The sequence below is a fragment of the Aegicerativicinus sediminis genome, from assembly GCF_015476115.1.
Lineage (GTDB): Bacteria > Bacteroidota > Bacteroidia > Flavobacteriales > Flavobacteriaceae > Aegicerativicinus > Aegicerativicinus sediminis.
In genome coordinates, this window is sequence record NZ_CP064295.1 from 2850204 (window position 1) to 2864004 (window position 13801).

The 13801-nt window shown below is 34.7% G+C and carries 12 protein-coding genes; 1 reads left to right on the forward strand and 11 read right to left on the reverse strand.

Going from position 1 to position 13801, the window contains the following annotated elements; genetic code table 11:
• The 4 genes from ISU00_RS12310 to ISU00_RS12325 are packed head-to-tail and all read right to left on the reverse strand — an operon-like array spanning window position 1 to window position 3374.
• A complete protein-coding gene (locus tag ISU00_RS12310) occupies window positions 1-696 on the reverse strand; it encodes a DUF6090 family protein (protein WP_228850965.1) in 696 nt (231 codons plus the stop codon).
• Between the two features lie 35 nt (window positions 697-731).
• Window positions 732-1433 carry a hypothetical protein gene (locus ISU00_RS12315; protein WP_228850966.1) on the reverse strand — a complete coding sequence of 234 codons (702 nt, stop codon included), beginning with the start codon at window positions 1431-1433 and terminating at the stop codon, window positions 732-734.
• Between the two features lie 40 nt (window positions 1434-1473).
• Window positions 1474-2304, reverse strand: coding sequence for a DUF6090 family protein (locus ISU00_RS12320; protein WP_228850967.1), 831 nt, complete (start codon window positions 2302-2304; stop codon window positions 1474-1476).
• Window positions 2305-2306: 2 nt separating this feature from the next.
• Entirely contained in the window at window positions 2307-3374 is a 1068-nt protein-coding gene (locus ISU00_RS12325; RefSeq protein WP_228850968.1) for a DUF6090 family protein, read from the reverse strand.
• 230 nt (window positions 3375-3604) lie between these two features.
• Between ISU00_RS12325 and ISU00_RS12330 the strand changes: the two genes are divergently transcribed.
• The gene (locus ISU00_RS12330; protein ID WP_228850969.1) at window positions 3605-4222 is read left to right on the forward strand and encodes a hypothetical protein; all 618 of its coding nucleotides are present in this window, start codon (window positions 3605-3607) and stop codon (window positions 4220-4222) included.
• Between the two features lie 13 nt (window positions 4223-4235).
• Here the strand turns inward: ISU00_RS12330 and ISU00_RS12335 are convergent, their stop codons facing one another.
• The 7 genes from ISU00_RS12335 to ISU00_RS12365 all read right to left on the reverse strand — a co-directional run bounded on the left by ISU00_RS12335 (window position 4236) and on the right by ISU00_RS12365 (window position 13791).
• A complete protein-coding gene (locus ISU00_RS12335; protein WP_228850970.1) occupies window positions 4236-4973 on the reverse strand; it encodes a DUF6090 family protein in 738 nt (245 codons plus the stop codon).
• A 47-nt stretch (window positions 4974-5020) separates the two neighbouring features.
• Window positions 5021-5212, reverse strand: a complete 192-nt coding sequence (locus tag ISU00_RS12340) for a hypothetical protein (protein ID WP_228850971.1) — start codon at window positions 5210-5212, stop codon at window positions 5021-5023.
• A 170-nt stretch (window positions 5213-5382) separates the two neighbouring features.
• Window positions 5383-6792 carry an amidohydrolase family protein gene (locus tag ISU00_RS12345; RefSeq protein ID WP_228850972.1) on the reverse strand — a complete coding sequence of 470 codons (1410 nt, stop codon included), beginning with the start codon at window positions 6790-6792 and terminating at the stop codon, window positions 5383-5385.
• Between the two features lie 35 nt (window positions 6793-6827).
• Window positions 6828-7163, reverse strand: coding sequence for a hypothetical protein (locus ISU00_RS12350; protein WP_228850973.1), 336 nt, complete (start codon window positions 7161-7163; stop codon window positions 6828-6830).
• Between the two features lie 156 nt (window positions 7164-7319).
• Window positions 7320-9017: an adenylate/guanylate cyclase domain-containing protein gene (locus tag ISU00_RS12355; protein ID WP_228850974.1), complete on the reverse strand. Its 1698-nt coding sequence runs from the start codon at window positions 9015-9017 to the stop codon at window positions 7320-7322.
• Window positions 9018-9398 carry a response regulator transcription factor gene (locus tag ISU00_RS12360; RefSeq protein ID WP_228850975.1) on the reverse strand — a complete coding sequence of 127 codons (381 nt, stop codon included), beginning with the start codon at window positions 9396-9398 and terminating at the stop codon, window positions 9018-9020. It lies immediately after the preceding gene.
• A 28-nt stretch (window positions 9399-9426) separates the two neighbouring features.
• Window positions 9427-13791 (reverse strand): ATP-binding protein, encoded by a 4365-nt coding sequence (locus tag ISU00_RS12365; protein WP_228850976.1) that lies wholly within the window; start codon window positions 13789-13791, stop codon window positions 9427-9429.
• Between the last annotated feature and the right edge of the window lie 10 nt (window positions 13792-13801).

Genomic DNA, 13801 nt, shown 5'->3' on the forward strand with positions numbered 1-13801 from the left:
CTAATTGTTATTTTTTGATGTAAGTTCTAAAACCCTATTAATAATATCCTTTAGAACAATGTAATCGTTTCTGTCACCCGCTTCTACAATGTAGCGTAATGTATTGTGTCGTTCCTTTATTAAATTTTCAAATTCAAGATTCTGCAATACAGATAAGTCGTTTTTTGAATTATTGAAGTCGAAGTCATAGTCAAAATTCTTAAAAGTGAAGGGATTTAGTTGGTTTGCGAGAAATTCGTTTGCTAATATCTCGTCCTCTGAATAATCGCTAACGGCATCTTCCCAACCAACCAAAAGTGTTCTTAGTTCTTGATTATCAATAATTTCAAATGATGAAGTATTTATTAGGCTATTAACGGTTCCATTTCTAGGGTTGAAAGTGTACCAACTAAATACATTTCCCTTGCTCAATAAAAAGGATAAAGAATCCAAATTGGTCTCCTCGTTAATTGGGAACATATCGATGATTTTTTTAGAGCTCGTCATCGATTCATGGATGCCATTGTATACATAGTCTAGCTGTTCTTTATTGAATAAGAAGTCCTTTCTGAGCTCCGTCATTAAAATTTCACGCCGCTTATTTTCATGTTTGTTTTCATTCCAGTTATTTATTTGAAGAGCAATCAAAATACCAATGACGACTAGAATAATTTCTCCTATGGCATATTTTAGGTATTTGTAATTTTTATTTTCCATGATTAAGGATTGACGGATGTTCCGAAACAGTTTCATTATTCGGTTCTTTTTAAATAAGACCTAATGGAATCTGATAGTTTAATACATATTTCATAACTGTCATTGTAACGTAAATTTGCAGAATATCCATAGGTAAGTTCTTGGTTGATAAGTTCTATCATATCCGGTTTTTGAATAGATTCATAAAATAGGGTTACATCTCTTTTATCAAAACTTCCAGGGTCTCCAGGATCAAAAGGTCTGAAGGAATTTAATCTTTTTGGGTATTCTGATCTAAGCCTGTTCAAATAATCTAGAATAAAATCTAAATAGGTGTAATAATATGAAATCTGTTGGCGCAGGGATTTATCACGTATAAGTGCAAAATTTCCGGTGCTAACTAAATCTAGATAGGTGCTATTGGCTAATCTGGTACTGCCAACACTTCCAATTCCGCCCTTTCCTATGGCATTCATAAAGGAAATAGTATCAGAAATTTTATATTCACCGTAATAGAAGTCCTTTGCAATTTTAAGTCCCTCCATTTTGCCTGGGTATCTCATTACCCAACCACCTATGTGAGAAAGACTATCGCTTTTTAGTTCTTCCAACATGTTTAGAAGATAGTTGCGTTCAACATTACGATTGTTGCGTTCGGTTCTCCAAGTATCAAGTTGAATGGCTATTAGAATCCCTATTACCACAAGTATAATTTCACCAATAGCGTAAAGTATATATTTGGTAAACCGTTTATTCATTAGAAAGTTTTGTCTTAAATTTTTAAAAATTCTAACCACTTTATTCAGAGTTTAATCTGCTAATTTCTTGTCTTACCTTGTCCATTAGAGGATATAAATCCCTATTACGGGAATCACATTGATTGATAATCCGGGAGTGTATATGGTACATGCCTTTGGCAAGGCCCTCCAATTCAGGTTCCTTCTTAATTGCGGTTAAAAATTCAGGGTATGAATCCTTGATTCGCAAGCCTGCATACATTAAACTATCATTTCTATGATTATAAGCCACTCTCGCCTCTAAAGGTAAAACTCGGTTAATTATAAAATCAATTTCTGTGCGGTTAGGAATGTAGGAAATATTCCAATCTTGAAACATTTTTTCGAAATTGTAATATTCAATCAAGGCATTTTTGAGGCTTTCATCACGCAACAGCTTTATGTTTCCAGTGGACCGAAGATCGGAAATCGTATTTTCATAAATCTTTGGGAACTGTACAAAACCAGATTGTGAAAGTGAAATGTACAAAGCCATAGTGTCCTTAAAAATGTTTACTCTTCCCCATTCGACATCTGAAATTTTAGCTTTGGAAATAGTATAGTCAGCATCGATAAAATTGAGGATGTTCGTTAGCTTATCTTGATTTCTCAAGGCATTATTTTCTTTGTAGTAATATTCTATTGAATCTTTTTGAAGATCTCTCAGCAGATTTTCATAATAGTTAACCTCTAACCGTTGCAGTTTTTGGTTTTCGTTCCAATTATTTATTTCAAGTGCTAGTAGAATACCAATGACCACTAAAATAATTTCACCAAGGGCGTAAACTATGTAACTTGTAAATTTGGATTGGTTTAATAATTTCCCCCTAAGGGTTTTGAATACTTTCAGCATGTCTAGATTGGGTTTTTAGGTGTAAGGGAATAGGTATCTTCTTTAATATTAACTCTAATTCGATAGAAACCCTTTTTAACCGAAATATTTCCACCTTTAAATAAAAGGGTTTTTTCATCAAATTCCCCTCGGCCCCAATCAAATAGCCAATCCGCCCCTGTGCGAAATTTTATTTCGCCGTCTTCTAGAGGAAGATCAACTTCCCAGGTAGAATCGTCTTTAGATACCTTTTGCATAGGGATGGCATCACCAAAATTTTTAAATTCCGTGGCGCTACCGATTATTTCAATATTCTTAAAACTATAATCTGTATTTGGTGTGAAGGTTGAAATATAATCAAGAAAAGATTCACCATTTAATCCTACGGTTTCCACAAATCGGCCTATTGTTTTTTTAATTTCCTGTATGGTAATTAAATCTGCCAGAAAGGCATCATCTTGTAAAAGTGCATCGATTTTAGCTTTCAGGTCTGGAGGATTAAAAAGTTGGGTATAAGTAAAGATAAACCTTTCGTATGATGTACCAGTAGGGAAGGGGTATACAGGAATGTTATATCTTTTCAAATGATTTAGCATAGCATATTCCATTTTCACAGATGTGATGCTATGACTATAAGAATTGTAACTGTTTTGGTATTTAATTACCCCTTTAGCCAATTCATTTTTTTCCGGTGAAGCAGGGTCAAATTCTATAAATTGGTTAATCCAATTATTTTCGTGATCCTCAACCATACCCGATTGATCGAGTACAAGTAGCATGGCAGGAATACGGTTTGCTGGGATTTCATCTTTATAAAGCATCAAACTATCTATTAAGGCCAGCTGGTATCTAGATTTCTCATAGATACTTTTTTGTTGGTAATAAGTGGCCTCAATTTCCTTATAAAGTTCTTTTAGTCCAAATAGGAAACGTTCATTTTTAATGCGCTCTACATTCCAATTATTTACTTGCAAAGCAATTAGAATACCAATAACCACTAAAATAATTTCACCTAGGGCGTATATGATGTATTGGGTAAGACGGTTTTGTTGCAAAAAGCGATGCCTTAGCTTTCTTAAAAAGGAAATCATCAATACAATTTAAAAGTCGGTTAATTCGCACTAATAGAGAGAGTTAAGTTTTTATTTGGGACTCTTACAAACTATAATGAAATTCTGGTATTAAGTCGTTAAGTTAGGAAAATACTTATAATATTAGAATAAATTAAATTCATAATTAAAATGAATATCAAGGATTAATGAAGATTATTGACTAAATTTAAAATGGAATTTTATAAATTTTTTGAATTGAATTTAGTGTTATGAAACAGTTACTTATATTATTGTTTATTAGTATTTTTTTGGGATGTAAAAATGAAAATTCAGAAGCAACTTCAGTTACAACTAATGAAATTGATCAACCGGAAGTTTCAAACGAATCTTCTTCTGAATTGAAGGAGGTTGCAGAGAATCCGGAAGAGGAATCTCAAGAGGATATCATGGCAGCAAATATTCGCAATTTTCTTTCAAGAGATTACCTCAAAGGAGATATGGATGGACTAACTGAAAAAGACAGAAAGTTTCAATATGCAGCTGTTGATTTAAATGGAGATGGCAAAGATGAATATTTTATACGGTTTATGTCTCCCTATTTTTGTGGGACCGGTGGATGTTCAATGGTGCTAATAGACCATGAGGCGAATGTAATTACTGAATTTACTGTGATGGAACCGCCCATTTGGGTTGAGAATGAGATGGTGAATGGATGGAAAACCATTTTGATAAGAAGCGGGGGAGAATTAAAGGCTTTAACCTTTAATAATGGTACCTATCCGTCTAATCCTTCAGTTGTAAAAAAGGCGCCTTACGATGCGGCCAGTGGAAATGCCTACATAATGTTTGATGATAATTTCAATCCATCTAAAACATTTACTTTTTAAGGCTATCCAAAGCCTAAGAGGAATTTTTTAATTCCTCATTAATCATTTCTATCAGGCGTTCTACTCTATTTTTATTGTGATTAGTTTGGTTGATAATATTTGTGAAATTCAGTTTTGCAATTGTAAGAACATTTAAAAATTCAACGTTTTTATATAGTTCTTGTGTATCTACAGGAATGAAATAAATACTATTTGAACTCTCCTGTTTTAATTTAAACAAACGCCTCAACAAAGGGCGATTGAATTCTGTAAGATTATTGGTAAAGTTGCCTATGTTGTTCTGAAGTTCAGGATAGTCCATATTATATAAGTGTAGGATGGAATCATTTAGGGCTTTATTTGTGATAATTCCAACACCCAGATTTTCAAAAGTTTTATAGGCCGTGACCTCATATTTAAAACTTTTGCTGTACATCACACTTCCGAAAATATATTTAAGAGAGTCGTTATAGGGTAATTTATTGTTGAAGGTGTTTATAAGGACATTCAAATTTAGAGTGTCTGCTTTTAACTGCTGAATATTTGGAATTATTTCAAGACTTAAATCCGTTTGTAGTGAGGTTTTGAAATTTTCTAATAACTGGTGCTCAAGCTCATGGGATTGCCGCTTTTCATTCCAGTTATTGATTTGTAATGCGATGAGGATACCAATTACAACAAGGATAATCTCTCCGACTGCGTACAAAAGATATTTAGATACCTTATTGCTATAGAGAAAAGTTTGCCTCAATTTTCTAAAAACAGATTTCATTAACCTGGTTTAAATCGAACATCAACGTTATGGCTGATTGGGAAAGCTTATCCTAATTGACCATCACCATCTATGTCTTTGGCTAAATGAGTTTCTAAGGCCGCCAATGTTTTCTTAAGGATGTCTCTAGTATTTTCCAGATCCTTTTCCAATTTGGTAACCCGTGCCTCTAAATCTTTGGCCTGTTCTTCTTGTTTGTTCAGTTCGTCCTGCTGCAGTAAATCCCAAAAAATTCCCATAATTATCGGTTTGGTTGGTATATGGCAAAATGCCAATTTCATTTATTCTTTAGGTGTTATTTATGGACGAAATGGGCGGGTATGTCTTTTAAAATTAGCAATATTAATTTGAAATATGCTGAATTTTATATCAAATTCGGTTTATAAAAATTCGCATCGTTCTATAAATCCTACATGGAAGACGATGTAAACATCTTAAACAATTCATTCTTATCATTAGCCTTTCCATGGGATATAACTGTTTGTATGCTGCCCAAATTGTTGATTTGTTCCAGTGGATTTTTCTTCAATAATAAAATATCCGCAATTTTACCGGCTTCCAAACTAACATAATCGTTTTCTACATTGAAAAATAGGGGTCCGTTATAAATTGAAGTCAATAAGGCTTCTTGAGTAGTTAATCCGGCCTCTACAAGAGCTTTTAATTCTCCAATTAAAGACTCTCCTGGATATACATACGAATTGTAGGCTCCACAGTCTGATCCCGCCATTATATGGATCCCAGCGTCGAACATTGGTTTTACCATTTGAGCAAACTTATCGCGACCCATTGAAGATCGAAGACGATTGGGTGATAATTTGGCGGCCTTGGCAGCCTTAATTCGTCTTTCATAAGTCTTAACAATTCCTTTTCCCATATAAGGCAGAAGACTATCCTTGCTATGGTCGTCATCTGCTAAATTGGATAATATATTGCCAATATAAAGGGTTGGTGTATTAAAATGATTACGCATCGCAAGGGTATCAAAAACCATATTAGCCCAGCTTTCATCATAAGTTTCTGCAATTGCTCCCAACATCCCGTACCCTTTATTGATCTGTTCAATACTATCCATTTTTGGTGAACAAGATTTTAAAATGTAATATAGATGTTCAGTGCCATCCAGGCCAAGTTTGGTTGCTGTTAAAACATCTGATGATAAAGGCATGTGCCCCGTTGTCATCAATCCTCGTTTTTCAGACTCTTTTAAAATTTCATAAAAAGCTTCCTTAGATAATTTACTATCATAAATTTTCACATAATCGGTTTTTAATTTTTCCAAAGAATCTATAGCAGAATAAGCTTCATCCTTATTTCTAACCACCAAGGAGCCTTCCCAACTAGCATTTTCACCATCTAATTTGGGACCAGAGGTAAAAATCATTGGACCGATCAATGAACCATCCCCAATATCCTCTTTCCATTTCAATACAGCATTTGTTATATCTCCACCAGCATCCCTAACCGTAGTAATGCCATAAGACATATACAATGGTAACATGCGCTTATTTTCAGGAATGAGACTATCACCTCCTCTAAAGTGAACATGGTTATCCCATAAACCTGGCATTGCGAAATTTCCCTGTCCATCAATAATTGTTTTGGCTTGGTAATTTTCTATATGCTCTTGCAATACTATAGCTTCAATCCTATTTCCTAAGACTGCAATAGTTTGATTTTCGTTGATGGTATTATTAACTACATCCAATACGCGAACATTGGTGATTAGAAAGTCAACTGCAATTTTATCTGATTTCTTGCAGCCTAATGGAATAATAATTAGAAGAACGAAAAGAAGATTGGAAAACTTTAATTTCATTGAAGAATAGGAGATAAGAGTTGTTTAAATATTAATCAATAAAGTAAATTGTCCAGAATACGATCAAGATTTTGTTCCCTGAGAGTGTACTTTTTGTCTTTTTCAAAGATTTCTGTCATTTGCTTTCTTAATTGTATTAACTCCATGTTAGAATAGTGGAATTGGTGTACGCCATCCTCAATTTTTTCAAAGCGCTCATCTTCAGAATCCTCCGAGAATTCCTTGTAGATCTTTTCAAAAGTTTGTTCGTCAGTTTTAGATTTTATAAGAGCAATTTCCTCCTCAGATTCTTCAGAATCGGCATTGGCGCACATTAGAAAAATATACAGGTGAAGTTCTTTTTTGGTCCAAGAGGAGGCTTCAGAGGTCATAGAATAAGTTTTGGATGGTTTTAGGTGTCCTCTAATTTAAAGAAGGATTTTCAACTAAATAAAAAAATACGATTCAAATTAATATCTGTTGAGGTCTAATTTAAGCAAGTATTTAATTTTATACCTGCTCAGCAATTGGCCATAGGACTAAAGAATTTACTTACTGTCCATATAATCAATACCTTGCCAATCCTCAGCGATTTCTTGGGTAATTAATTGAGCGGCTTTATTAAGGAATAATTTTGCCACCTTATCCTCGCTATTCTTTTTTACTATTTTTTGAAACGTAACTGCAGCCATTGCAAATTCTCTTTTAAAGTAAAGGTCCATAGCCTGTTTAAACGTATTCATCGTTTTTAGTTTATGGTTGAATAACTTTTTGTCATCACCATCAATACACTCATAAAGCTCTATAGGTTTCAGTTTGCCTTGAACCCTCACTGGGCCCAGATATCTGAAATGGAAGTTTTCCTTGTCAGTAATGTTTCTCATACATAAATCCGTCAGCAATATATTAACTCCATAATATTTAGAAAGACCTTCAATACGGGCCGCCGTATTTACTGTGTCAGAAATTATTGCTGCGTCCATACGCTCTACATCCCCTGTAATTCCCATAATCAATTTACCATTCTGCATACCGATTCCAATTTTAACTGGTTTTCGTTTTTTAGATTCGCGCTCTCTGTTATATTCTTTTAGGTCTATTTGCATATGAATGGAGGCCATTAACGCATTTTGCGCACCCTTAGGAAATATTGCCATAAACCCATCACCTAGATATTGCATGATAAAACCTTCATTTTTCCTTACAATAGGTCCCATACGTTTATTAAAGGCATTGATGAACAAAAAGTTTTCGGTAGGGGACATGTTTTCAGAAAGTGTTGTAAATCCACGAATATCAACAAACATTACGGTCACATCCCTTTCTACTTGGTCGCCTAAATTAACTTCGGTTATATTCTCCTTTCCAAGTGATTTTATAAATTGGTTTGGAACAAATTTTTGACTGGCCGCATGAACCGTTCTTATGGCTTCTTCACGTTCTCGGGCTTCTCGTAATCCCTTTTCGTAAAGCAAAGCACTTTCTATGGCAGCTGCAGATTGCAATGCAATAGTTGTAAGTAATTTTAACTCTGCAGCAGTAAATTCTTTTTCATTTTCATTACCTAAAACGATAAGACCCAATGTCCGATTTTTAACTTTTAGTGGGGCATACATAACGGCCTTTAAATGATTTAAAGCCGAATTGGTTTTTATAGCTGATTGTGGGACTATAAGGGAGGTGCCTTTTAGGATTAATTCTTTTAGTATAGGAGTTTGGTTTTCAATACTTTTTTCTGGATTTGGGTTATGACCTAATCTAGCAGTTTGTAAGACTTGCTCTGTTTCATGCTCCAAAATAAATACACTGCCATGGGTTATGTCAATAATTTGTTGGGCTTCATTAAGGGCGGTTTCAGCAATTGATTTATGATCTATTTTTTCAGAAATTTTTTCACTGAAATTATAAATCATATTGATTTCCCTATATAATCCTAGAACTTCAATTCCAATACCTTTTTTCTCAATTTCCTTTGAGATTAAAAACTTTACCAAATTTGCCAATATTTGACCTTGCGGTCCACTAGAATGTAGCGTTCCGTAAATCGTACCATTTTCAGAAAGTTGATAGGATTTCGGGAAATTTGAAGATGATCCTATAAGTAAGTTGCCATCAGAACTTTCAATAGAAAATTCCAAGTCAAACTTGGTAGAAAGTTCCTCAATAAGTGACTGGAACTCTAGATTCCGTTTTAAGGAACTCCTTAAAGTTTTAATTAAAAAATTTTGCTGATGGTTATTAGCCATTTAGTTAATGTTGAGAATTTCTGTAGCCACGTCCAACATTTCATCTGGATCAAAGGGTTTTGTCATATACCTATTAGCACCCATTTCTAATCCCTTTTGTCGATCAACCTCTTGGCCCTTTGCAGTTAATAAAACGATATACACATTATTTAGGTTCAGTTCCTTTTTTATTTTATAGCAAACATCCATTCCGTTCATTTTGGGCATCATAACATCCAAGAACACCAAATCTGGTTCTTCCTCGGTAATTATTTGAAGTGCCTGCTCACCATTTTCGGCAAAAAGTAAGGTGGCACCCTCATCCTCTAGGTCTTCCAAAGTTTGTTCAATAAGCATTCTAATGTGAGATTCATCGTCTACGATTAATATTTTTTTCTCCATGTTTAGTTAAGGTGTATAAGGGTTTTGGTTATTCATAAATAAAGAACATGACATTTTCCATGCCTTTCTGAAGTTTAAGTTTCTTTATTAACTCTTTGTCTCCATTAAAAACAGAATTGAGCATTATAATGTCCGGTTGAGACTCAGATGCAGATTCAAATAAATTATCAGGATTACTTTCCATCACCTTATAGCCTCTAGCACTAAGAACATCCGATAATGATTTAACTGCAGAAATATTTTGGTCTACAATCATTACCTTCTTTTTAGAAACACCTTGCTCTAGCAAAACATCTACTTCATGGAATAATTGTTCCGTATTAATAGGTTTTGTTAGATACCTATCTACTCCTATTCTTAATCCCCTCTCTTTATCTTGCACGATAGAGAGAATTATAATAGGGATGTCCATTGTGGCAGGATCATTTTTCAATACCGCTGCTACATCGAAACCATTGATTTCTGGCATCATGACATCCAATATTATAAGGTCGGGTTTGGAGTTGCGCACCATATCTAGTGCTGCTTTTCCATTGGCAGCTTCAGTTACGTTAAATCCTGCTTCACTTAGTTCTTGTCTCAACAGGGACCTAATAGGTGTATCGTCATCAACCACCAAAATGGTTGGTTTATCGAGTATATCGGTATTGAGGGAAGAGTGTTTTATCTGTTGCTTCAAGCTTTTCAAGATACGCTCTAATTGCATTGGAGGTTGATCCATATTCTCTCCCAAGGTTGGGATGGAAAAGAAAAATGTACTACCTACTCCTGGTTCACTCTTCATCCATATTATTCCACCGTGGTGTTCAATTATTTCACGGCAAATAGGTAATCCCAATCCGGTTCCTTTTGGTTTATCAGTTAGCGTATCACCCGCCTGCCTGAATTTTTCAAAAACTTTATTTTTATCCTTTTCTGCTATACCGATACCAGTATCTTGAACCTCCACTATGATTTGATCCTTTTCAGAATAAGCCTCGATAGTAACTTTACCTTTATCTGTAAATTTCACGGCATTTGATAGCAAATTAATTACTACTTGAATTAATTTGTCTTCATCTGCTTTTACCAATGGAAGGTCGGAAGGGATATTCTTTTTAAGTGATATTCCTTTTTGTTCGAATAGGGAAGAGGTACTAGAAACGGCTCTGCTAATAGCATCTTGAAGGAAAATCGGTTTCATGTTCCATTCCATCTTTCCAGATTCAATCTTCGCAAGATCTAGAACATCATTGATCAAGGTTGTGAGGCGTTCACCTTCTGAAACTACAACATCAAGGTTTTCACTTACCTGTTTCATGGTGCGTTTCATTTTCTGATCTTCCACATTTACTTCAGGGAATATCTTATCCTCTAATCGTTTCCTAATAATTTTTGCAAAACCTAAAACAGAGGTTAAAGGCGTTCGTAATTCGTGACTTACCGTAGACAGAAATGCACTTTTTGCTTCATTGGCATCCTCTGCTCGTGCTTTAGCTTGTTTGGCTTCTTCATAAAGTTCAGCATTGTGAATGGCTATACCGACATTAGTAGCGATGGTACTCAATAAGCGTTTGTCTTCTTCACTAAATCTATTTTCCTGTTGGGTGCTTTGTACACTCAGCACCCCAATTATATTATCTTCTGAAGGGATTGGTACGCCCAAATAAGAAACGGCACCTAAACCAACCGTTTTAACACCCATTTTGTCGTATTCCGCATCAATATCGGTGTTTTTATTAATTAGTAAGGGCTCACCAGTCTTTATGATTTTTGAAGTTAATCCTTCGCCATAATTTAATGGGGCCATATTATCACCATCTTGGTAGGGGAAGCTAATTATATTGGTGTCTCGGTCTAGTATTGCTAAATAGGTGATGTCTGATTTAAACAACTTTTTCATTTCATCACCTACCATCTTAATAAGTTCCTTCAATTGGAGTTTTTCCGTTAAAGCCTGACTTACAGCATTCACTGTGGCTAATTCCTCCATGCGCTGTTTTACTTCCTTAGTTCGAGCTTCAACACTTTCCTCCAATAGTTTTTGTCGGATTTTAAGGATTTTGGTGCGGCGGTTAACAATGAGGTAAATCAATAATAGAAAACCGATCGCATATAATATATAAGCCCACCATTGTTTATACCAGGGCGTTTCTACTGAAAAGGGAACCGAGATTTCAGGAGTAACATGTCCATACAAACTTTTTGCCTTTGCGCTAAAGGTATAATTCCCTGGGGGGAGATTAATATATTCCCTAGATGTTTGCTTTGTCCAATCTGACCATTTGTCATCGAATCCCTTTAGATAGGTACTGTATTCTACATTATTTTGAGACTTAAATAGGGGGGCGGCATAATTAAAGGTGATTGTGTTATCACCAGATTTGAGATCGATGTTTTTGGGCAAATTACCTGCACCACCATAGATTAATGAATCACCTGCGATAGATATATTTCTAATTTTTGTGTTGAAATTAGAAATCATGGTAGACTCTAAATTTCCTTCATAGCGTATTATACCATCCGTACCCGCAATCCAAATAATTTGATTACCATTTGGTTTTGGCGGTTCTGGTCTGATAGAAAAAATTGTCCAATTTTTTAAATCCCGAAATGCTTCTGAATTCACAACTACATCACCTTGGCCATTTTTAAAAGCTACATTTAGTCCATCATTGGTATGATAAAATATCTTACCATCAGTATCCTCAATAGGATAGGTAAAGGAGCCTAAATCAGTAAAATCACCAAAAGGATTATCTCCTTGTGTAAACCTCTCAGTCTCTGGGTTAAATAGAAAAGTTCCATTTGGTGACAATACATAGGTTTCATCTAGAAGGTCGACAAATACCACTGGATTGTCTGGCAAACCGTTTGCTTGGGTATACTCTTTAATTTCGGCATTCGCTAAATCCATTTGTTCACCATTAAATTTTGGATAAATTCTAAGGATGGTGCCATTTTTTAAACTGGTGAACCAAAATTCATCTTTAGATTGCTCCTTAATATTTACAACTTGTGGTGTAACTGTTATAATTTTAGATTCTTCCTCAAATTGCTCGGTTGAATTATTGTAATAAAAGCTTTGGATCCCTTCTTGAAAAATCACAAAAATTCTATTAGGATCAAATTCTGAGACGAATACATATTGAAAGCGGAAATCATAATTAATACTTTTTCGGACAAATTCTATAGTCTTATCCTTTAATTCAAAAAAACCTATATCGCCAGAGCCCGAGTACAATCTGTCATTAATGATTTTGAAAAGATATGTTTGTCCGGTTGTGCCTTCAATTCTTTTGAACGTATTCCGATCCTCATCTAGATAAAAAATACCATCGTTTGTGCCGACATATAAGAGATCGTTGAATTTAACAGTATCCCAAACCACGTTGGTTTCTAGACCCATATTTGTATCTAGAAAGGTTAGCGGAGAATTTAAATCTACACGGGAAATACCATTAAATAAGCCCAACCATAATATGCCTCTAGAATCTAAATACGTATAAGTTACACTGCCATCCTGCAATCCGTTTCCTGGAGTGAACGATTGAATAAGTTTTCCATTATGGTCTATAAGGTAAGCTCCATTGCTAAATGAATTGACTATAAAATTTCCATTATCTAAGGCGATACCAGGTAAATAAATACTCCCTTTGATAAACTCATCAATCTCAGTTTTAAAAGGTTCAAAAGTATTGCCATCATAAATAAAGAATCCCATTGTCCTAGTGCCTAATAACATTCGTGTATCATCATATGGGAGCATTAGGTATACACGTTCATTAGCGAACAATTCTCCACCTGGGACTAATTGAGTTATTCCATCTTTATAAGTACATAGGCCTTCATTCCATACTCTGACATAATTTACTCCATTTACTTGAGCGCTTTGATGAAAATTGTTTTTAGGTATTAGTACGTCAATATTTTCACCGTCCCAAATAAAAGATTTGTCGGTTGTTCGAAAAACCACCTTATCGTCTATTATATCACAATCCCATACAGTTGCAAAATCTCGATGCTCCTCTGGAACATTATTTTTTAATGAAATAAAATATAGTTCCCCTTTGGGATTAGTTTCTAAATACCCAAAGTCACCTTCGGCACTCAAATAAATTCTACCATTGGAATCTTTAGCAAAACTTCTAGGACTCACTTGGTTTGTAAGGGTAACTACACTCCAATTGACACCATCATATACTAATACGCCTGCACCATTGGCAAAATACATTATGCCGTCATCTCCTTCTATGATCCACCAATTGGTGGGGTTAGCCCCATAATCTTGGTATTTATAATTAGTTATGGTTGGACGACCTACTTTTTCTTGCGATAATATTTCAAAAGGTGATAAAAGAAAGTATAAAATCAGAATAGAAATTGAAAGCTGGAAAATGTTCCTTTTCTTCATAATTGGTTGG

What these genes read in the sequence shown, in the direction of transcription:
- ISU00_RS12310 (WP_228850965.1), bottom strand. Translation starts at nt 696, where the DNA reads ATGGAAAATAAAAATTACAAATACCTAAAATATGCCATAGGAGAAATT.
- ISU00_RS12315 (WP_228850966.1), bottom strand. Translation starts at nt 1,433, where the DNA reads ATGAATAAACGGTTTACCAAATATATACTTTACGCTATTGGTGAAATT.
- ISU00_RS12320 (WP_228850967.1), bottom strand. Translation starts at nt 2,304, where the DNA reads ATGCTGAAAGTATTCAAAACCCTTAGGGGGAAATTATTAAACCAATCC.
- ISU00_RS12325 (WP_228850968.1), bottom strand. Translation starts at nt 3,374, where the DNA reads ATGATTTCCTTTTTAAGAAAGCTAAGGCATCGCTTTTTGCAACAAAAC.
- ISU00_RS12330 (WP_228850969.1), top strand. Translation starts at nt 3,605, where the DNA reads ATGAAACAGTTACTTATATTATTGTTTATTAGTATTTTTTTGGGATGT.
- ISU00_RS12335 (WP_228850970.1), bottom strand. Translation starts at nt 4,973, where the DNA reads ATGAAATCTGTTTTTAGAAAATTGAGGCAAACTTTTCTCTATAGCAAT.
- ISU00_RS12340 (WP_228850971.1), bottom strand. Translation starts at nt 5,212, where the DNA reads ATGGGAATTTTTTGGGATTTACTGCAGCAGGACGAACTGAACAAACAA.
- ISU00_RS12345 (WP_228850972.1), bottom strand. Translation starts at nt 6,792, where the DNA reads ATGAAATTAAAGTTTTCCAATCTTCTTTTCGTTCTTCTAATTATTATT.
- ISU00_RS12350 (WP_228850973.1), bottom strand. Translation starts at nt 7,163, where the DNA reads ATGACCTCTGAAGCCTCCTCTTGGACCAAAAAAGAACTTCACCTGTAT.
- ISU00_RS12355 (WP_228850974.1), bottom strand. Translation starts at nt 9,017, where the DNA reads ATGGCTAATAACCATCAGCAAAATTTTTTAATTAAAACTTTAAGGAGT.
- ISU00_RS12360 (WP_228850975.1), bottom strand. Translation starts at nt 9,398, where the DNA reads ATGGAGAAAAAAATATTAATCGTAGACGATGAATCTCACATTAGAATG.
- ISU00_RS12365 (WP_228850976.1), bottom strand. Translation starts at nt 13,791, where the DNA reads ATGAAGAAAAGGAACATTTTCCAGCTTTCAATTTCTATTCTGATTTTA.